Raw genomic sequence first — 19,126 nt, 5'->3', positions numbered from 1 at the left:
GAGGACCGATGACACACCAGGGCGTCCCGGGCGGTGGTCCGGTACTGCCGGGTGGGGACACGGCACCGGACGCCCGGGCCCGGGCCCGGGCCACGCGGACCAGGAAGAAAACCAGTTGCTGGGTCGGGGTGGCGGGATTTGAACCCACGGCCCCTTCGCCCCGAAGCAACCTGAGCACCCGCCCAACCTCGGCCGGCAGCATCGCTTACCTGCCCGGACGGTCCCCAGCTGTCCGTGGCCGTCCGCCGATGTGCGCACCCGTTGTAACGCAGTTAGACACTCAGCCTGCCTGTCGCGCGTGGCTCGACCAGGCCGCACTACAACAGCTTGTACGCCCACTGCTCGGCATCCATGCTGCCCGCAGGTCGCTCTACCAGTCCAGTGACCGCGCGCCGCACGACCACCGAGCTTCGCTCCGCCCAGATCTGGTCTCCAGGGGTCAGGAACAGCGGTTGATCGAGATTGAACACGTAGCAGCCAGGCTCGAAGTCGATGCGGTTCAGGAGCAGCATCCTGGGGACCGTGGCCGGTGAACCATTGAGCGGTGTGCATCGTGAAGTGGCAGGTCACGGGCCTGGTGTGATTCCGCGCCCGGGTGCTCGCGTTGGTCGCGCGCGGCAGTCTGCCGTGTAGATCGTCGGGCAGGGAGGTCTTCGCGGGTTCTGGTCCGTTTCGACCCGCGAAGCTCTTACGCTCCCGGGCAACCGGCCCCTCTCCGAGCCCCGACCGAAAGCGCCCCCAAGCCATGCGAGTGGCTTGGGGGCGCTTCCGCGTTCCAGCGGCCCTGACCTGCTGGTTCGGCATGATCGTTTGGGGGATATTTAGGAGACGGACCCGTGTAGCGAGACCGTCCGAGAGTGTATCGAGACTGCGGGAATGACTGCGGCCCAGGTCGGGATCATGCTCCTGACCTGGGCCGCAGCCTACGTTTCAGCTGTTCACGGGGTGGGCGCGGACGGTTTCGAACCGCCGACATCTGCTTTGTAAGAGCAGCGCTCTACCACTGAGCTACGCGCCCCCGTTCGTGGCCCGACGGGCGCACGACGAGTGCCTAGGTTACCTGGTCCCGGGAGGTGGTGGTGGCGCGGGCGGTCGGTGGGGTGGCGGGGCAGGCGTATCGGCAGGCCCGGGGAGCGGGGGAGTGCACGGGACCGGGGTGCCCTCGTGAGGGTGGTATCGGGGAGAATGGGCGCGATCAGCGGGCAGTCGGAGCAGGGAGCGCGCAGTGGCGGTGGCCGGCGGGAGCGGGCGGCGGGGGCGGCGTCGGGTGGCGGGGGCCGTCGGGGATGCGCTGGTGCTGCCGGTGGTGCTGGCCGGGGCGTTGGGGGCGGTCGCGCTGGCGTCGGCCGGAAATGGCGGCTGGTGGGGTCGGCGTGGCGTCGGGGAGGGTGTGCGGGCGGAGGCCAAGGAGGCCCGGGCCGCGGCGCAGGAGGCGTTCTACGAGCTGGACGAGACCCAGCGCGAGGTGAAGCTCGCGGTGGAGACCGTGCGCGCCGCCGAGAACGACGCGACGGCGCAGCGCGCGCTGGCCGAGCTGCCGGCGATCTCCGGCCGGGTCGAGCAGGTCACCGTGAACTACCTGGCCGCCCTGGACGCCCACGACCTCGACAGCGAGGCGCTGGACACCGGTTCGGCCGCCCAGGCCCGGCGCCTGTTGGAGGACGTGAAGGGCCAGCTGGGCTCGGCCCGCGCCGAGCTGAACGACTTCCTGCGCCGTCTGCAGCCGACCCTCCAGCACGCCGAGCAGCAGCTGATGCGGGTCGCCCCGGCCGTCGAGCAGGCCAAGCGCGCGCTGCTGCAGGCCACCACCACGCTGGACGAGGTGCGCGGCGCCGGCCTGCGGGCGGACGAGCCGGCGGCCCGGCTGGCCGAGTTGGCCCCGGAGCTGGCTCGGCTGAACGAGGGCCCGGCACGGCACGGCGTGGCCGCCACGCTGGGCCGCGCCGACGAGGTGCGCCGGCGCGCCGAGGCGATCACCGCGGATGCCGCGCAGCTGCCGGAGCGGGCCCGGGAGCTCGACCGGCGGGTGTCGAGCCTGCGGACCCGGATCCAGGCGCTGGAGACCAAGGCCGCGACGGTGGAGCCCGCGCTGAGCGAGTTGCGCCGCCGGTTCAGCACGGCCTGCTGGCAGGACCTCCAGCGGGTGCCCGAGCAGGTCGCGGAGACCGGCCGCGCCGCCGAGCGCAAGCTCGCCGAGGCCGCCCGGGCCCGGGACGAGCAGCGCTGGGCGGACGCCACGGCCGCGATCGGTACGGTCCGCGCGCTGCTGGAGACCGCCGACGGCTCGGTGCTCGCCGTGAACGAGCGACTGCGCCAGCTGAACGAGGTGCAGCACGACCCCAACCGGGAGATCGAGCGGGCCCGTTTCGCCGTCCGGGACGCGCAGCGCCTGGCGATGGCGGGCCGCAGCGCGCCGGACCCGCGGCACGCGGCCCCGCTGGACCAGGCGGTGGCCCGGCTGGACCGGGCGGTGGCGACCCTCCAGGCGGCCGGCCGGCACCCGGACTACTGGCACTTCCTGACCGAGCTGGCGGCGGTCCGGGAGACGGCGGCGCAGGTGATCGGCATGATCCGCGGCGATCTCGGCCATCGATAGCACCGATGACACCAATACATCGATAACACCGATGACCGGTCCACCGGCCACATCGCCCGTCGGTACCCTGCCGTTATGCCACGCTATGACTTCCGCTGCCGCTCCTGCGGCGCCACCTTCGAGCTCAGCCGCCCGATGGCGCAGGCCAACGACCCCGCCATCTGCCCTGAGGGCCACCAGGACACGGTGAAGCTGCTGTCCACCGTCGCCGTGACCGGCGCCGCCGGTGCCGCCGGAGCCGCGCCGCAACCGGCCTCCGGGGGCGGCTGCTGCGGCGGTGGCTGCTGCGGTTAGCCCGTAAGCGGCCGGACGGCGGCCAGGAACCGACGGACGATCTCCTCCCCCGCCGCCACCCCCACCTCCGACAGGGCGGTGACGCCGGGGGCCGTCCAGCCGCTGTCGGCCAGTTCGCCGTGCCCGGGCCGCCAGGCGGCGTCGGCGGCGAGCAGCAGGTCGGCGTCCAGCAGCGAGTCCCCGGCCGCGAGCACGGTGCCCGCCCCGCCGCGCCGGACGACCTCGGCGAGCGCGGCGCTCTTGCCGAGCGGCTCCGGCACGGCGTACACCTTCCGTCCCTGCAGCGAGACCCGCCAGCCGCGTTCGGCGCACCAGCCGGCCAGCTCGGCCAGCCAGCCGTCCGGGAGCCGGTCGCGCTCGATCACCAGGTAGGCGAACGACTCGTCGGCGACGCGCCGTTTGCGCGTCCACTCCGGGTCGGCGCACAGCGCGAGCCGCCGGACCACCTCCTCCAGCGGCGCCGAGCCGGCCGCGATCCGGGCGGTGATCTCGCGGCGCCAGTCCTGGTCCGGCTCGCCGTCCACCAGCAGTTGTCCGCCGTTCGCGCAGATCGCGTAAGTCGGCGTCGGGCCGGGCAGGTTGACCCGCCGGTACTGCTCGACGGTCCTCGTCGTCGCGGGGACGAACGCGGCCTCGCGCCCCAGCTCGACCAACAGCGAAGCCGCCCGCTCGGTCAGGAAGGACAGCGGCCGCCCGTCCAGCACCTCGACGCAGAGCAACCGTGGCGCCCGCCGGTCGGGGACGTCCAGGGCCAGGGCCCGCTCGGAGTAGATGAGCGTACGGTCCAGGTCGCTGGCGACCAGCACGTCAGCCGTAGCCCCACCGCCCATCAGGACTCCCTCCCCGTCACGGCCTGACCCGTCACAGCCCGATCCGTCCCAGCCCGACCCGTCACGGCCCGATCCGTCACGGCCCGACCGCTCGCCCCGGTCGCGCCCCGACTGTAGCGGGGGTGGATCAGGCCGACACAGGTGTACGGCAGTCCGTCCACCTCCTCGACCACGACGCCGCGTTGGGCCGCGAGCAGCCGCACGTGGTCGAGGTCGGCACCGGCGCCGCGCCGGGCCAGCACCCGCCAGGGCACCCGGCGCAGCAGCACCCGGGTGGTCTCGCCGACGCCGGGCTTCACCAGGTTGACGTCGTCGATCCCGTACTCGGCGCTGATCCGTTCCACGGCGGCCCAGCCGGCCCAGTCGGGCGTACGGTCCGGGTCGGCGGCCAGCCGCTCGGCCTCCCCGACGGCGGCGGCGGAAACCGAGGCGAAGCACCCGGCCACGGTGTCCAGGAAGGCGGCCGAGACATCGCCTCCGGCCAGCTCGGCGTAGTGCTTGGCCCCGTGGAAGTCCTCCGGCCCGATCAGCCCGGCTCGCAGCACGGTGCGCGAAACCAGCCCGGACACCGTGGAGTTGAGGCAGGCGGACGGGATCAGGAAGTCGTCCCGGGTGCCGTACGTCCGGACGCAGCGGCCCGGGTCGGCGAGCACCGCGAGGTCGGGGTCGAAGCCGGTGCCGGCCAGCGCGTCGGCGAGTTCGCGGGTGATCGCGCCCTTGCCGGTCCAGCCGTCCACGAAGACCACGTCCGCCGCCCGGTGGTGGGCGGCGAGGTAGCGCAGGGCGACCGGGTCGACGCCCCGGCCGCGGACAATCGACACCGCGTAGTGCGGGACGTCGAGGCCGTGGGCGAAGGCCAGCCAGCGGCGGATCAGGATGCCGACCGGCGTCCCGGCCCGGGCCAGCGAGGCGAGCACCAGTCCGGGCCCGCGCTCGCGCAGCAGCGTCTCGGCGACGGTGCCGACGGCGAGCGCGATCCGGTCGGCGGAGCCGCGCAGCGCCTGGTGGAACAGCTCCTGGTACTCGGGGCTGGGCCGGTACTCGACCGGCAGCGACTCGGCGTAGTGGGCGCCGCCGTTCTGGACGGCCTCCTCGCGCTCCTCGGTGGGGGCTTCGAGCGGGACGTCGGAGAGGTCCTTGAGCAGCCAGGCCACCTCCTCGGGGCGGTACGAGGAGAACTCCGGCCCGTACAGCGGGGTGGGGAGCGCCGGCCGGTGCGAGGGCAGCACCGCGAGCACCACCCGGTCGGTGACCTGCCGCAGTTGGCGCAGCAGCGCGCGCTCGCCCTGGTGCAGGGCCGGGGTGTCGGCGACGTCGTCCACCACCAGCACCACGGCGTCGAAGCGGCGGGCCCGGTCCGTGCCGGGGGCGACGTTGTAGACGTAGCGTTCGCGCGAGGCCTCGTCCCGCGGGTCGTCGTGGGCGGGGAAGGCCAGCCGGGTGCGGATGGCATAGCCGGGGTCGTCGACGGCGAGGACGGGCGAGCGGGTGGTGGTGGAGTAGCGGACGCGGTCACCGCCGAGCCGCTGGGCGAGCGCCTCGGCCAGCCGCAGTGGGGCGTACATCAGCTCCTCGAAGCCGAGTACCAGCACCCGCTCCGCCGTAGCGGGCACGGCCTGCGCCAACTGCCCGGCCAGCGAGGGCAGTACGGCGTCGAGCCGCTCGCGGTCGCGGGCGGTGAAGCCGTGCCGGCCGCCGTCCGGGAGCCCGGCGGGCCAGTCCAGTCGGACCCGGACCAGCGGGGCGGGGGTGACCGCCGCGGGCACGACGGCCGGGGGCACCGAAGCGATCAGCTTCTCGGCTCGCTCGACGATGTCCGCGGGCAGGTCGACGCCGCCGCTCGCGGTGGCCACCACGTCCAGCCGGACGCCGAGTCGGGCGGCGGCCCCGGCGAGCCGGGCCCGGTCGTCGGTCGAGCGCAGGTCGACCAGGGCGACGACGACGTAGTGGCCGCGCGGGTGGCGGGCGTGCAGTTCGCGGATGGTGTTGAGGACCGTCCGGCCGGTCGAGAGCTCGTCGTCCACCAGCACCAACGGGCCGTCCCCGGCGAGGAGTCCGGGGTCGCTGGGGAGCAGCAGGTGGGCGGTGGCGTGCGAGTGCTCCTCCTCGAAGCCGCCGAGCGGGGCGATCCCGGGGACGGGCCGGCGGGTGGAGTGCAGGTACGGGGCGTCGAGGCCGTCGGCGACGCTGTGGCCGAGGCCGGTGGCGGTCTCCGCGTAGCCGAGCACGACGGCCCGCGCGGCCGCCTCGGCGCCGAGCAGGTCCGCTACCCGACGGCCGAGTTCGAGCCCGGCGCCGTGCACCACGGCGGGCCGCTGGGGGACGTGCTTGCCGAGCACGCTGGAGACCAGCAGGTGGGCTCGCCGGGGGTTGCCGGACCGCAGGGCCAGACCGACGAGTTCGGGCAGGCGCTCCGATCCGTTCAGCGCTATCCCGGCCCGGTCGGCGACCCAGCGCCCGGTCCACGTCTGTTCTGCTGTGGTCACTGCTGGTCCCGCCTTCGATGGTGCTTGTCGGATCATGTACTCAGGTAGCGGTCAGTCGCAGGGGGCAAACGGTCAGCCGCACTGGCAGGCGGTCAGCCGCACGGACAAGCGGCCAGCCGCACAAGCGGCCAACCGCGCGGACAGGCGGTCAGCCGCACAGACAGGCGGACAGCAGCTCCGCGAAGCTCACGTCCTCCCGGGCCACGCCGAACACCTCCGCCCGCAGCAGCACCCGTTCCGCCCAGGCGCGGTGCGGCCGGGCCTCGTTCATCTTGTTGGTGTACGCCGAGCGCAGTACCCCGCCGCCGCCCCGCTCCTGGCGGAGGATGTCGCGGGCGTCGCAGTACTCCTCGTGCGTGACCACCGAGAGCGCGTGCACCGCGGGGACGTGGCTGGGGTGGATGCAGGTCTTTCCCAGCAGGCCGTTGGCCCGGTCGAGTTCGACCTCGCGGATCAGCCCGTCCAGGTCGTGCTCGATGATCCGGCGGCGGACCTCCTCCCCGGAGGCCAGGGCCGTCCCGCCGGAGGCGGTGAACGGGGTGCGGCGCAGCTGCGGCTTGAACATCCGTTCCTGCACCGGGAAGTACTCCCAGACCGGCCCGGTCACGGTGTACCCGGTGCCGTCCGCCCGGCCGAGCACGTTGACCACGTCCCCGATCACCGAGGCGACCAGCGCCACGTCGTACGCGGTGAGGTCGGGCGAGCGGCGCAGCCCGTACGCGGAGCACAGGTCGGTGACGCCGAGCCGGACGGCGAGCACCCGCTCGCGGTGCCCGGCGAGCAGCTCGGCGATGCCGAAGAGCTGCTCCCGCCTGGTCTCCAGGTGGGCGAGTTCGGGCGACTCCAGGACGGGCATGGCGAACAGCCGCCGCCCGGTCGCGGCCTCGGCGGCGGCGAGCGCGGCCAGGTAGGCGCTGCCGCCCCCGGGGGTGAACTTGGGCAGCACGAAGCCGCTGAGCAGCGAGACGGCCGGGCCGAGCCGCTCGGCCAGGTCGGCGATCTGGGAGGCCGCGCGAACCCTGATGAAGAGGAGTGGGTGATCCTGTGTGCTGTCGGTGAAATCGTGAACCAGGTCAGCCAACTGCTCGACCAGGTTCCGCTCCCCCGCGTCCACCTCGTGGTCGGCGATCGCGTCCTCCAGGCACAGCACCATCGAAACCACACCCCGAGCCGCCTGTTTGCGGATGTCAGCGGCCAGTGCGGGCCTGGTGGCGGGGCTGTAGAGGGTGCCGCCGAGGGCGGTGGCGAGCACCGCCGGCTCGCTCTGCGCGGTGAACGTCCTCGGCTGCTCCAGGAACAGCCGGGCTCGGACGTCGTCGGCGAGGTGGCCGAAATGGCGCAAGGTGCTCTCCTCGGGGGTGGACGGCCTCCGGCCAGCGGTTCTACCTGGACGTTTCACCTGGAGGCACCACCGGCGGACTCCCCTCCGCCGGGCCCCCGGGGGCCTTTCGAACGACCATCGTACGGACGGTTTCCGGCCGTTCCCGGTTCCTGGGCACTGAACTCCCGGAACATCCCGAGGCGTCGGGATCCGCACGGACTCTCACTGGACGACCACCCGACGGTCCTGACACGGAGACGGCGAAGACGGCGGCAAACCTCGATCCGGCGCAAGTCTTGGCAAAGTCCACCCCAGCCACCGCGGTCCCGGTCACGTTGTCCGAAGCGGTGGCGAACAGGCAGGATGGTCCGCTATGACGCACGTGATGGCCAAGGGCGCCAACATCGCACTGCCGGCGGCGGCGGTCCGCGCCGTGCTGCGCTGGAGCGCCACGCCCGGTGCGCCGGACGTGGACGCGTCCGCGCTGCTGCTCGGCGCCAACGGCAACGTCCGTTCGGACGCCGACTTCGTCTTCTACAACCAGCCGCGCCACCCCTCCGGACTCGTGCGCCACCTGCCCAAGCAGCACACCTCCGGCGGTGCCGAGATCATCGACACGGTCGAGGTCGAGCTGGCCAAGCTGCCCGCCGACGTGGACCGGGTGGTGCTGGCCGGCTCCTCCGAGGGCGGGCCGTTCCGGGCCGTCCCGGGGCTGCGGCTGCTGCTGTTCGACGCCACGACCGGTGACGGCGCGACCCCGATCGCCGAGTTCGCGATCGTCGACGCCGAGAACGTCTCCGCGCTGGTCGCGGGCGAGCTCTACCGGCGCAGCGGGACCTGGAAGTTCCGGGCGATCGGCCAGGGCTACACCTCCGGGCTGATCGGCCTGGCCACCGACTTCGGCATCACCGTGGACGACGAGGCGCAAGCCCCCGCGTCCGGGCCGACGCCGCCCCCGGCGCCCGCGTCCACCGCCGGCCCCACCGGCGCGGTCGACCCGCGCGCCACCCCGCTGCCGGAGCAACGCCCGGCGGTCCGACCCGAGCCGGGCACCTTCACCCTGTCCCCGGCCGTCCCGACGCCCCAGCCCCCGGCCCAGCCGCAGCACTCCCCGGCACCGGCCGCGAGCGGCCCGGCGACCCCGCTGCCCGCCGCACCGCCGACCCCGCCGCCACCCACGGCGCCGCCGACCATGACTCCCCCGCCGGCGGCCCCGCCCACCGCGCCCCCGAACGTCCCGCCGGCCCCGCCCGCGCCGCCGACCCGGCCGGGCACCGGCTACGGCTACCCCCAGCCGCAGCCCGGCACCGGGTACGGCTACCCGCAGCAGCAGCCCGCGACCGGCTACGGCTACCCGCAGCCCAACCAGCCGTACCCGCCCGCACCGCCGGCCCCGCAGCCGGGCACCGGCTACGGCTACCCCCAGCCCAACCAGCCGCACCAGCCCGTCCCGCCGCAGCCGCACCCGGGCGCGGGCTACCCGCCGCACCAGCCCGGCACCGGCCAGCACCAGCCCGGCACCGGCCAGCAGCCGCCCGTCCCGCCGCAGCCCCCGGTGCAGGCCCCCGCCGGCGAGGAGTTCGCCCTCCCGCCGCAGGGCCCGCAGTTCCAGCCCCGCTAGCCGGCACTCGCCGCAGGGCCCGCAGTCCGAGCCCCGCCGGCTGGCACACCCCCGGCGGCGGGGCCGCCGCGAACGGCCCCGCCGCGAGGCTCAGTCCCCCGGCTGGTTCTTGTACCCCCGCTGCCACTGCATCCCGAACCCGTACAGCCGGTCGATGTCCGCCTGGAACCCGTTGACGTACCGCACCTCGCGGCGCACCGTCAGCTGGTTGTCCCCCGCGTTCTCGATCAGCACCACCGCGCAGGAGCGCGCCGACCGGGCCCGCTCGTCCAGCTTGATCTCGATCCGCGGCCCGGTCTGCGGCACGATCGTTATCACCGCGTGGGTCTGTTCGAAAGCCGGGGTCCCGTCGTAGATGTAGACGAAGATCAGCAGCCGCTTGAACTTGTCCTTCTTCTCCAGGTTGACGTACATCGTCTCGCCGGACGGCGCCCCGTACTGGTCGTCGCCGCTGAGCTTGATGTACGGCGGCTCCCGCAGGTCGCCGAAGAACCCGCCGAGCGGCTGCACCACGCCCCGACTGCCGTCCGAGAGTTCGTACATGCAGGCCAGGTCGAGGTCGACGTTCAGCTGCTCGTTGCTCCCCGGCGAGTCCGGCTCCAGCGGGCTGAGGATCCGGGGGCTGAAGAAGCGCTTGACGGTCTCCCGGGTGCTCGGCCGGACGGCGCCCGAGCGCATGGTCCAGTGCAGGTTGACGTAGAGGTAGCCGGTGGTGGCGGCCGAGCCGGTGATCGCGTGCTGCGGCGCCGACTTGGTGAGTGTGACCTTGTGCAGCGCGCCCGGGTTGTCGAAGGTGTAGCTCTTGTCCCCGCGCAGGTACTCCCAGATCGAGACCATCCCGTCCTCTCCCCCTTCCTCCGTCCGGCGATCTGACGATCCACCGGTCGACGATCCGCCGGTCGACCATCCGCCGGTCCATGATCGGGCATCACTCCGGCCGGCGGATACCAGAACCTCCCATTCCCCTACCCCACAGGACGGTTCACGCCCATCCTCGACGCGAACCGGTGGGTCGATTGGCCCGTGGAAGCCGCCCTCCCGTAACATTCCGCCCCTTCGGACGCGATATCGTCTAGCCGCACAGGTGTCCCGTCCGCCCCTGCGCGGGCGGCTGGGGACGCCGTGCGGAGACGAACTGAGCGTCAGGTAGTGCCCGCACGGCGGGACCTGACCGCCTGTGTCGCCCTGTGAACCTGTCCCCTGCGGAAACCCGAGGCCCGACCCGCAATGAACCTGACCTCCATACAGTTGGTCTGGACCGTCGTCGGCGGCGTAGCCCTGCTGTTCGTCGCCGTCCTGCTGGCGACGCTGCGCTTCAAGAGCACGAAGAAGGACGAGGCGGCCGACTCCTGGGAGCGCAGCGAGGAGCGCCGCCGCCGCAAGGAGATGATCTACGGCATCGCCTCCTACACCCTGCTGTTCGTCTGTGCCGGTGTCGCGGCCGCGCTGTCCTTCCACGGCCTGGTCGGCTTCGGCACCGAGAACCTCGGCCTGTCCGGCGGCTGGGAGTACCTCGTCCCGTTCGGCCTGGACGGCGCCGCGATGTTCTGCTCGGTGCTCGCCGTGCGCGAGGCCAGCCACGGTGACGCCGCGCTCGGCTCCCGCCTGCTGGTCTGGGTGTTCGCGATCGCCTCGGCCTGGTTCAACTGGGTGCACGCCCCGCGCGGCCTGGGCCACGCCGGCGCCCCGCAGTTCTTCTCCGGCATGTCGATCTCGGCGGCGATCCTGTTCGACCGCGCGCTCAAGCAGACCCGCAAGGCCGCGCTGCGCGAGCAGGGCCTCGTCCCGCGCCCGCTGCCGCAGATCCGCATCGTCCGCTGGCTGCGCGCCCCGCGCGAGACCTACGCCGCCTGGTCGCTGATGCTGCTGGAGAACGTCCGCAGCCTGGACGAGGCGGTCGAGGAGGTGCGCGAGGAGCGCCAGGCGAAGCTGGACGCCAAGGTCCGCGCCCGCACCGCCGACCGCCGCGAGCGCGCCGAGCTGAAGGCCATCTCCCGCCAGGGCGGCATGCTCGCCCGGGCCCGCGGCGGGCGTCAGGTGCCCGCGCTCACGGCGGCCGGAGACGGCCCGAGCGCTACGGAGCCTGCCCTAGCCGCCAGGGACGACAGCGCCACCTCCACCTCGAAGACCTCCACCGACCGGTTCACCGGCGACTCGTTCGAACCGGCCGCCCTGGACACCGGCCGCCACCCCCGGGCCGCGGTGGGCTCCTCCTACTCCTCCTCGGCCTACTCGTCCTCGACGTACTCCTCGTCGGACTACTCCTCGTCGGACTACTCCTCGTCGGACTACTCCTCGTCGGACTACTCCTCGTCGGCGTACTCCTCGTCGGCGTACTCCTCGTCGGACTACTCCTCGTCGACCGGCGACTCCGCCTCGACCCGTCGCAGCTCGACCGTCGACCTGACGGCCGACGACGACACGCTGTCGATGCCGAAGCTGGACTCGCTGGAGCGCAAGCTGCGCGCGATCGAACAGCAGCTGGGCTGACGGACCCGCACCACGGGAACAACGCGAACGGCCGCCCCGGAATCCCGGAGGCGGCCGTCGTGCTTGCCCGGCGGGCTACTTGCTGCCGACCAGTTCCTTCTCCTCCGCCGCACCCTCACGCCGGTTGCGCAGGATGGACGACCCGAGCGCCAGCCCGATGAAGGCGACGCCGATGAGGCCGGTGACGATCTCCGGGATGTGGTACTTGATCCCGACCAGCAGGATCACCGCCAGCGCGCCGATCGCGTAGTGGGCACCGTGCTCCAGGTAGACGTAGTCGTCCAGGGTGCCCTTGCGGACCAGGAAGACGGTCAGCGAGCGGATGTACATCGCGCCGATGCCGAGGCCCAGGGTGATCTGGAAGATGTCGCTGGAGATGGCGAACGCGCCGACCACGCCGTCGAAGGAGAACGACGCGTCCAGCACCTCCAGGTAGAGGAACAGGAAGAACGCGGCCTTGCCGGCCACCTGGACGATCGACTTGCCGGCCTTCTCGGCCTCCTCCTCGCGCTCGGCCTCCTCCTCCAGCCCCGATTCGAAGATCGAGGAGAGGCCGCCGACCGCCAGGTAGGTGATCAGGCCGAGCACACCGGCCAGCAGAACGGTTTCAGCGTGCTCCGCGGCGAAGAAGCGGGAGGCCAGCACCAGCGCGACCAGGGCGGCGACGCTGGACAGGGCGTCCAGCTTGCCGACCTTCTCCAGCGGACGCTCCAGCCAGCTCAGCCAGTTGTGCTCCTTCTCCTCGAACACGAAGTCGAGGAAGATCATCAACAGGAAGACGCCACCGAAGGCCGCGATGGCCGGGTTGGCCGCCTCCAGGTACTGGCCGTAGGTGAGGCCGTCGTGGGTCTTGTCGGAGTGCAGCGCGAGGTCGATCACCGTCGCCGGGTTGAGCTTCGCGGTCAGGCCGACGACCAGCAGCGGGAAGACCAGCCGCATGCCGAAGACGGCGATCAGCACACCGACCGTCAGGAAGATCTTCTGCCAGTACGGGTTCATCCGCTTCAACACCGTGGCATTGACCACCGCGTTGTCGAAGGAGAGGGAGATCTCCAGGATGGAGAGGATCAGCACGATGCCGAAGCCTTGGGCTCCCCAGAGCAGTCCGGCCGCGATCAGGCCGATGGCGGTGATCGCGAACGACCAGCCGAATGTGCGGAGGAACACGGGAGTTGGCTACCTTTCGGGATTCTGGCCGTGCCGGGGTCGGCCTCGCCCCGAGGCGCCTGACCGGGCCGGAGCCCGGTCAGGTCACCCCCGCACTGCCCTCTGTTCTCATGATCGTTGGTCGGGTGCGATAAGTCCGATTCATTCCCTCACTGTACGTTGACGCCGAAGTCGAGCGCGATTCCGCGCAGGCCGGAGGCGTAGCCCTGGCCCACCGCGCGGAACTTCCACTCACCCGCGTACCGGTACAGCTCGCCGAAGATCATCGCGGTCTCGCTGGACGCGTCCTCGGACAGGTCGTAACGCGCGATCTCCTGGCCGTCGAGGGAGTTGACGACCCGGATGTAGGCGTTGCGGACCTGGCCGAAGTTCTGCAGCCGGGCCTCGGCCTCGTAGATCGAGACCGCGAAGACCACCTTGTCCGCCTGCGCCGGAACCAGCTCCAGGCTGACCAGGATCAGCTCGTCGTCACCCGTCTCGTCGCCGCCCACGAGGTTGTCGCCCTGGTGCTCCACCGAGCCCTCGGGGCTCTTGAGGTTGTTGTAGAAGACGAAGTACTCGTCACCGAGCACTCGCCCGCCACCGCAGATCAGGGCGCTCGCGTCGAGGTCGAACGGCGCGCCCGTGGTCGAACGGGCGGACCAGCCGAGGCCGATCTGGACCTGCGTCAGGTTCGGTGCAGCCTTGGTGAGCGAGACGTTCCCGCCCTTGGCGAGCGTGACCACCATGGTGTTCTTCCTCCCTTGCTTCTCCCGGGGCGCGCCTTACAGGTGTAGTCCCCCGCGGCCCCGGCCGGCCCGCTTTGGCCGGCTGAACTTCCTGAACTCACATCCTCGCAGCGCACCGGGCCCGGACGAAGCCGGGGCGGCCCCGGACCTCAAAGGTCCGGGGCCGCCCCGGGAGTTCGGCGCGCAGACCGGTGCGCCGATGGGAACTCAGACGTTGACGCCGAAGTCCTGGGCGATGCCGCGCAGGCCGGAGGCGTAGCCCTGGCCGATGGCGCGGAACTTCCACTCGCCGCCATTGCGGTACAGCTCGCCGAAGACCATCGCGGTCTCGGTGGAGGCGTCCTCGGAGAGGTCGTAGCGGGCCAGCTCCGAGTTGTCGGCCTGGTTCACCACACGGATGAAGGCGTTGCGGACCTGGCCGAAGTTCTGGCCGCGGCTCTCGGCGTCGTAGATCGACACCGGGAAGACGATCTTCTGCACGTCCGCCGGGACGCCGACCAGGTTGACCTTGATCGCCTCGTCGTCGCCCTCGCCCTCACCGGTGCGGTTGTCGCCGGTGTGCTCGACCGAGCCGTCCGGGCTCTTCAGGTTGTTGAAGAACACGAAGTTGCCGTCCGAGCCGACCTTGCCCTGGTCGTTGCAGAGCAGCGCGCTGGCGTCCAGGTCGAAGTCCGTCCCGGTGGTGGTCCGGACGTCCCAGCCCAGGCCGACCACGACGGCCTGGAGCCCGGGGGCCTCCTTGGTGAGCGAGACGTTGCCGCCCTTGCTGAGGCTGACTCCCACGTGTCCTCCAAGAATCGGGAGGCACGGCTGGTGCCCCCGCGGTGGTGCGGTTCGAGGCCGGCCGCCCGGAACCGGACGTACGCCCCACCCCGCCAACGGCCCGAGCGTAGTGCCCGGTTCCCGCACACACCTCCGAACGGGGCCCGGGGCACCTCCGAACGGGCCCGGAACGCCTCCGAACGGGGTCCGGAGCCCCCGCTCGGGGGCTTCAGAGGGCTGCGAGGGCCTTCAGGTACTCCTGCTCGTCCCGGGCCTCCGGGAGGCCGTTGAGGACGCTCCATCGCACCGTGCCGGCCTCGTCGACCACGAAGGTGCCGCGCAGCGGGCAGCCCTTCTCCTCGTCCAGCACGCCGTAGGCCCGGGCGACCTCGCCGTGCGGCCAGAAGTCGGCGAGCAGCGGGAACTCCAGGCCCTCCCGGTCGGCGAGCACGCGCTGGCTGAACTGGGAGTCGCAGGAGATCCCGAGCACCTGGACCCGGTCGTTCTGCAGCCCCGCCAGCTCCCGCTGGATCGCGCCCAGCTCGCCGGTGCACACGCCGGTGAAGGCGAACGGGTAGAAGACCAGCACCACGTGCTTGCGGCCCCGGAAGTCGGCGAGCCGGACGCTCTCCCCGTGCTGGTTGTTGAGCTCGAAGTCCGGAGCCGGGGTGCCGACCGCGACGGTCATGAGCGGGACCTTTCTGACGCGACTCCGGCGCGAGTGCGGCGCGACCGGACCGCGCGGCGGGCGCGGCAGGGCACATCCTCGCATTCGCTCACGGGCGTTCGGCCGAACGGATGAGGCGCTCCGCCGGGCGGCCCAGCCCTTTCGCCCTCGGCGAACAGCCCCGGCCCGAAGACGCGAAAAGCGCCGGGCCCCGTCGGAGGAGTGCCCCGACGGGGCCCGGCGCTCGGCTTCAGGGCCCGTTCAGCGCTGCTTGGGCTGCTTCGCCGTGGACTTGGTGGCCAGGCGGGTGGCCGCCCAGTCCTTGGCGATCGCGATCGAGCTGGTCTGCGACAGGCCGGAGGTCTTCGCCGCGTCCGCGATCTCGGAGGCCTCGATGTGGCCGTCACGGCCGGTCTTGGGCGTCAGCAGCCAGATCAGACCGCCCTCGGCCAGGTACTCCAGGGCGTCGACGAGGGCGTCCGTGAGGTCCCCGTCGTCGTCGCGGTGCCAGAGCAGGACGGCGTCCGCGACGTCGTCGTAGTCCTCGTCGACGAGATCCGTCCCGGTGATCTCCTCGATGCCTTCACGGAGATCCTGGTCAGTGTCGTCGTCGTACCCCAGCTCCTGGACGATCTGGCCCTCTTCGAAGCCGAGACGGGTCGCCGGGTTGGACTTGTCCGCGGGGTCCGCGGTCGCGCTCACGGGAATAACCTCCAGTATTCGGCTCGGCGTCCATGCCGAGGCTGTGGCCGTAGTCCACACGGGCGCGGCGGTTCGCGCAAGTACCCGACCCCCGATCCCCTCCAAAGGTTGACGTGTCACAGCGGGACACGCCGGTCGACGTGTCGGGAATCACACCGATTTGCCCTTCTCTGCGTGAGACAAGGATGCTTCGGGTGGTCCCGGCCCACAGGCCGCACACGTGCCCGAGATGCGAACGGCATTCGGGGTCCGCGTGTGCGCGGGCGTAGAGTCTCCTGTTGGCCCTCGCCCCGGCCGCCCGCCATCGGGCGGACGGGACACCAGGTCGGACCACCTCTTTTCGTAACACCCGGGGGTGTACGGAGCGGACGAAGACGCCCGCACCGCGCACCACCAGACCGGCCCGCCCACCAGGCGGAACGGTTACCGATCGGTAGAGATGACGGATCTCCGAGCGCGGTAGCACGATGGAGGCGGCGCGACACACCTCAGTTTCGACCGACAGTGAAGGAACAGCGTGGCTTCCGGATCCGATCGCAACCCGATCATCATTGGCGGCCTTCCGAGTCAGGTCCCGGACTTCGATCCCGAGGAGACCGCGGAATGGCTGGAGTCGCTCGATGCGGCCATCGACGAGCGGGGGCGTGAGCGTGCCCGTTACCTGATGCTGCGGCTGATCGAGCGCGCCCGCGAGAAGCGTGTCGCCGTGCCCGAGATGCGCAGCACGGACTACGTCAACACCATCGCGACCAAGGACGAGCCGTTCTTCCCCGGCAACGAGGAGATCGAGCGCAAGATCCTCAACGCGACCCGTTGGAACGCGGCCGTCATGGTCTCCCGGGCGCAGCGCCCGGGCATCGGCGTCGGTGGTCACATCGCCACCTTCGCCTCCTCCGCGTCGCTCTACGACGTCGGCTTCAACTACTTCTTCCGCGGCAAGGACGCCGAGGGCGAGTCCGGCGACCAGATCTTCTTCCAGGGTCACGCCTCCCCCGGCATCTACGCCCGCGCCTTCCTGCTGGACCGACTCACCGAGCAGCAGCTCGACGCGTTCCGCCAGGAGAAGTCGAAGGCCCCGTACGGCCTGTCCAGCTACCCGCACCCGCGGCTGATGCCGGACTTCTGGGAGTTCCCGACCGTCTCGATGGGCCTCGGCCCGCTCGGCGCGATCTACCAGGCGCGGATGAACCGCTACCTGGAGCACCGCGGCATCAAGGACACCTCGGACTCGCAGGTGTACGCCTTCCTCGGCGACGGCGAGATGGACGAGCCCGAGTCGCTCGGCCAGCTGTCGCTGGCCGCCCGCGAGGGCCTGGACAACCTGACCTTCGTGGTCAACTGCAACCTGCAGCGCCTCGACGGCCCGGTCCGCGGCAACGGCAAGATCATCCAGGAGCTGGAGTCCCAGTTCCGGGGCGCCGGCTGGAACGTGATCAAGCTCATCTGGGACCGCAGCTGGGACCCGCTGCTCGCGCAGGACCGCGACGGCGTCCTGGTGAACAAGATGAATACCACCCCGGACGGCCAGTTCCAGACCTACGCCACCGAGACCGGCGACTACATCCGCGAGCACTTCTTCGGCGGCGACCTGCGCCTGCGCGCCATGGTCGAGAACATGACCGACCACCAGATCCAGCACCTGGGTCGCGGCGGCCACGACCACAAGAAGATCTACGCGGCGTTCAAGGCGGCCCGCGAGCACAAGGGCCAGCCGACGGTCATCCTCGCCCAGACGGTCAAGGGCTGGACGCTGGGCCCCAACTTCGAGGGCCGCAACGCCACCCACCAGATGAAGAAGCTGACGGTCGAGGACCTGAAGCGCTTCCGCGACCGGCTGCACCTGCCGATCACCGACAAGCAGCTGGACGAGGGCTACCCGCCCTACTACCACCCGGGTCGCGACTCCGAAGAGATCCAGTACATGCACGACCGCCGCAGCGAGCTGGGCGGCTACGTGCCGACCCGCAAGGTGCGCCCGCGCCCGCTGGTGCTGCCCGGCGACGACGCGTACAAGGCGGTCAAGAAGGGTTCCGGCAACCAGACCATCGCCACCACCATGGCGTTCGTCCGGGTACTCAAGGACCTCATGCGGGACAAGGGCATCGGCAACCGCTTCGTGCCGATCGCGCCGGACGAGTACCGCACCTTCGGCATGGACTCGCTGTTCCCGTCGGCGAAGATCTACAACCCGCTGGGCCAGACCTACGAGTCGGTCGACCGCGACCTGCTGCTGGCCTACAAGGAGTCGCCGACCGGCCAGATGCTGCACGACGGCATCTCCGAGGCCGGCTGCACCGCCTCGCTGATCGCCGCCGGTTCGTCCTACGCGACCCACGGCGAGCCGCTGATCCCGGTGTACGTCTTCTACTCGATGTTCGGGTTCCAGCGCACCGGCGACCAGTTCTGGCAGATGGCCGACCAGCTGGCCCGCGGCTTCGTGATCGGCGCCACCGCCGGCCGCACCACGCTGACCGGTGAGGGCCTGCAGCACGCCGACGGCCACTCGCACCTGCTGGCCTCGACCAACCCCGGCGTCGTCGCGTACGACCCGGCGTACGGCTTCGAGATCGCGCACATCGTCCAGGACGGTCTGCGTCGGATGTACGGCTCCAGCGCCGAGCACCCGCACGGCGAGGACGTGTTCTACTACATGACCGTCTACAACGAGCCGATCAAGATGCCGGCCGAGCCCGAGAACGTCGACGTCGAGGGCATCCTCAAGGGTCTGCACAAGTACGCGCCGGGCACCGCCGGCCAGATCCCGGCCCAGATCCTCGCCTCCGGCGTGGCCGTGCCGTGGGCCCTGGAGGCCCAGCGCATCCTCGCCGAGGAGTGGAACGTCAAGGCCGACGTCTGGTCCGCGACCTCCTGGAACGAGCTGCGCCGCGACGCGGTGGAGACCGAGGAGTTCAACCTGCTGCACCCCGAGGAGCAGCAGCGGGTGCCGTACGTGACCCAGAAGCTCCAGGGTGCCGAGGGCCCGTTCGTCGCCGTGTCCGACTGGATGCGCGCCGTTCCGGACCAGATCGCCCGCTGGGTGCCGGGCCAGTACCAGTCGCTGGGCGCCGACGGCTTCGGCTTCGCCGACACCCGCGGTGCGGCCCGTCGCTTCTTCCACATCGACGCGCAGTCGGTCGTCCTGGGCGTGCTCACCGAGCTCGCCAAGCAGGGCAAGATCGACCGCTCGGCGCTGAAGGAGGCGATCGACCGCTACCAGCTGCTGGACGTGACCGCGGCCGACCCGGGTGCCGCCGGCGGCGACGCCTGATCACCCGCTAACGCCTGAAGGGGCCGGACCTCCGTACGGGGGTCCGGCCCTTCGGCGTTCCCGGCGGTTGTGGGGCCGCCCCCCGGGGGGGGGGGGGGCGCCCGGCGGGCAGAGGAGCGGGGTGAAACCGAACCACCCCCAACACCCCCCCCCCCCCCGCGCGGGGAAACGCCACCTACACCCCAGTGGGGGCG

Annotated in this window: 15 protein-coding genes and 1 tRNA gene; 5 read left to right on the top strand and 11 right to left on the bottom strand. The window is 71.7% G+C overall.

Annotated elements, in window-relative coordinates; translation table 11 throughout:
- Window positions 1-317 precede the first annotated feature (317 nt).
- Both ACIRYZ_RS21510 and ACIRYZ_RS21505 read right to left on the bottom strand, forming a co-directional pair.
- Window positions 318-512 carry a hypothetical protein gene (locus ACIRYZ_RS21510; protein ID WP_402946344.1) on the bottom strand — a complete coding sequence of 65 codons (195 nt, stop codon included), beginning with the start codon at window positions 510-512 and terminating at the stop codon, window positions 318-320.
- A gap of 434 nt (window positions 513-946) precedes the next feature.
- Window positions 947-1,018: transfer RNA gene (locus ACIRYZ_RS21505), tRNA-Val, on the bottom strand.
- Between the two features lie 207 nt (window positions 1,019-1,225).
- Here ACIRYZ_RS21505 and ACIRYZ_RS21500 point away from each other — a divergent pair.
- Window positions 1,226-2,596, top strand: a complete 1,371-nt coding sequence (locus tag ACIRYZ_RS21500) for a hypothetical protein (protein ID WP_402946342.1) — start codon at window positions 1,226-1,228, stop codon at window positions 2,594-2,596.
- A 75-nt stretch (window positions 2,597-2,671) separates the two neighbouring features.
- Window positions 2,672-2,890 (top strand): zinc ribbon domain-containing protein, encoded by a 219-nt coding sequence (locus tag ACIRYZ_RS21495; RefSeq protein ID WP_402946340.1) that lies wholly within the window; start codon window positions 2,672-2,674, stop codon window positions 2,888-2,890.
- On the opposite strand, the gene ACIRYZ_RS21490 is transcribed toward ACIRYZ_RS21495, so the two are convergent.
- The 3 genes from ACIRYZ_RS21490 to ACIRYZ_RS21480 all read right to left on the bottom strand — a co-directional run bounded on the left by ACIRYZ_RS21490 (window position 2,887) and on the right by ACIRYZ_RS21480 (window position 7,548).
- On the bottom strand, window positions 2,887-3,720 hold the full coding sequence (locus ACIRYZ_RS21490; protein ID WP_402946339.1) for an HAD family hydrolase: 834 nt from the start codon (window positions 3,718-3,720) through the stop codon (window positions 2,887-2,889). The two genes, ACIRYZ_RS21495 and ACIRYZ_RS21490, sit on opposite strands and share 4 nt — an antisense overlap.
- Window positions 3,720-6,242 carry a phosphoribosyltransferase gene (locus ACIRYZ_RS21485; protein ID WP_402946337.1) on the bottom strand — a complete coding sequence of 841 codons (2,523 nt, stop codon included), beginning with the start codon at window positions 6,240-6,242 and terminating at the stop codon, window positions 3,720-3,722. Before ACIRYZ_RS21485 ends, ACIRYZ_RS21490 begins: the two co-directional genes overlap by 1 nt.
- A gap of 112 nt (window positions 6,243-6,354) precedes the next feature.
- Window positions 6,355-7,548: an HpcH/HpaI aldolase/citrate lyase family protein gene (locus tag ACIRYZ_RS21480; RefSeq protein WP_402946336.1), complete on the bottom strand. Its 1,194-nt coding sequence runs from the start codon at window positions 7,546-7,548 to the stop codon at window positions 6,355-6,357.
- Window positions 7,549-7,900: 352 nt separating this feature from the next.
- Here ACIRYZ_RS21480 and ACIRYZ_RS21475 point away from each other — a divergent pair, with 352 nt between their 5' ends.
- Window positions 7,901-9,148 carry a TerD family protein gene (locus ACIRYZ_RS21475; RefSeq protein WP_402946334.1) on the top strand — a complete coding sequence of 416 codons (1,248 nt, stop codon included), beginning with the start codon at window positions 7,901-7,903 and terminating at the stop codon, window positions 9,146-9,148.
- Between the two features lie 90 nt (window positions 9,149-9,238).
- On the opposite strand, the gene ACIRYZ_RS21470 is transcribed toward ACIRYZ_RS21475, so the two are convergent.
- A complete protein-coding gene (locus ACIRYZ_RS21470; protein WP_402946332.1) occupies window positions 9,239-9,985 on the bottom strand; it encodes a Tellurium resistance in 747 nt (248 codons plus the stop codon).
- Between the two features lie 390 nt (window positions 9,986-10,375).
- Here ACIRYZ_RS21470 and ACIRYZ_RS21465 point away from each other — a divergent pair, with 390 nt between their 5' ends.
- Entirely contained in the window at window positions 10,376-11,638 is a 1,263-nt protein-coding gene (locus ACIRYZ_RS21465; protein ID WP_402946330.1) for a DUF2637 domain-containing protein, read from the top strand.
- 75 nt (window positions 11,639-11,713) lie between these two features.
- On the opposite strand, the gene ACIRYZ_RS21460 is transcribed toward ACIRYZ_RS21465, so the two are convergent.
- The 5 genes from ACIRYZ_RS21460 to ACIRYZ_RS21440 form a co-directional block, all read right to left on the bottom strand.
- Window positions 11,714-12,805, bottom strand: coding sequence for a DUF475 domain-containing protein (locus ACIRYZ_RS21460; RefSeq protein ID WP_402946328.1), 1,092 nt, complete (start codon window positions 12,803-12,805; stop codon window positions 11,714-11,716).
- Between the two features lie 149 nt (window positions 12,806-12,954).
- The gene (locus ACIRYZ_RS21455; RefSeq protein WP_402946326.1) at window positions 12,955-13,533 is read right to left on the bottom strand and encodes a TerD family protein; all 579 of its coding nucleotides are present in this window, start codon (window positions 13,531-13,533) and stop codon (window positions 12,955-12,957) included.
- Window positions 13,534-13,740: 207 nt separating this feature from the next.
- Window positions 13,741-14,316 (bottom strand): TerD family protein, encoded by a 576-nt coding sequence (locus ACIRYZ_RS21450; protein WP_380610698.1) that lies wholly within the window; start codon window positions 14,314-14,316, stop codon window positions 13,741-13,743.
- Window positions 14,317-14,524: 208 nt separating this feature from the next.
- Complete coding sequence (locus tag ACIRYZ_RS21445) at window positions 14,525-14,983, bottom strand: peroxiredoxin (RefSeq protein ID WP_402946324.1); 459 nt, start codon at window positions 14,981-14,983, stop codon at window positions 14,525-14,527.
- Between the two features lie 240 nt (window positions 14,984-15,223).
- Window positions 15,224-15,664 (bottom strand): DUF3052 domain-containing protein, encoded by a 441-nt coding sequence (locus ACIRYZ_RS21440; RefSeq protein WP_393032402.1) that lies wholly within the window; start codon window positions 15,662-15,664, stop codon window positions 15,224-15,226.
- A 517-nt stretch (window positions 15,665-16,181) separates the two neighbouring features.
- Between ACIRYZ_RS21440 and aceE the strand changes: the two genes are divergently transcribed.
- Entirely contained in the window at window positions 16,182-18,932 is a 2,751-nt protein-coding gene (gene aceE / locus ACIRYZ_RS21435; RefSeq protein WP_402946322.1) for a pyruvate dehydrogenase (acetyl-transferring), homodimeric type, read from the top strand.
- Window positions 18,933-19,126 lie beyond the last annotated feature (194 nt).

Source organism: Kitasatospora sp. NPDC101155, from assembly GCF_044768305.1.
In the GTDB taxonomy this organism is placed as follows: Bacteria; Actinomycetota; Actinomycetes; order Streptomycetales; family Streptomycetaceae; genus Kitasatospora.
This window is presented reverse-complemented; position numbering and strand designations above follow the sequence as displayed.

Excerpts from the sequence above, each read along its gene's own strand:
- ACIRYZ_RS21465 (WP_402946330.1), top strand. The coding sequence starts at position 10,376 with ATGAACCTGACCTCCATACAGTTGGTCTGGACCGTCGTCGGCGGCGTA.
- ACIRYZ_RS21455 (WP_402946326.1), bottom strand. The coding sequence starts at position 13,533 with ATGGTGGTCACGCTCGCCAAGGGCGGGAACGTCTCGCTCACCAAGGCT.
- ACIRYZ_RS21475 (WP_402946334.1), top strand. The coding sequence starts at position 7,901 with ATGACGCACGTGATGGCCAAGGGCGCCAACATCGCACTGCCGGCGGCG.
- ACIRYZ_RS21495 (WP_402946340.1), top strand. The coding sequence starts at position 2,672 with ATGCCACGCTATGACTTCCGCTGCCGCTCCTGCGGCGCCACCTTCGAG.
- ACIRYZ_RS21510 (WP_402946344.1), bottom strand. The coding sequence starts at position 512 with ATGCTGCTCCTGAACCGCATCGACTTCGAGCCTGGCTGCTACGTGTTC.
- ACIRYZ_RS21485 (WP_402946337.1), bottom strand. The coding sequence starts at position 6,242 with ATGATCCGACAAGCACCATCGAAGGCGGGACCAGCAGTGACCACAGCA.
- ACIRYZ_RS21470 (WP_402946332.1), bottom strand. The coding sequence starts at position 9,985 with ATGGTCTCGATCTGGGAGTACCTGCGCGGGGACAAGAGCTACACCTTC.
- ACIRYZ_RS21445 (WP_402946324.1), bottom strand. The coding sequence starts at position 14,983 with ATGACCGTCGCGGTCGGCACCCCGGCTCCGGACTTCGAGCTCAACAAC.
- ACIRYZ_RS21490 (WP_402946339.1), bottom strand. The coding sequence starts at position 3,720 with ATGGGCGGTGGGGCTACGGCTGACGTGCTGGTCGCCAGCGACCTGGAC.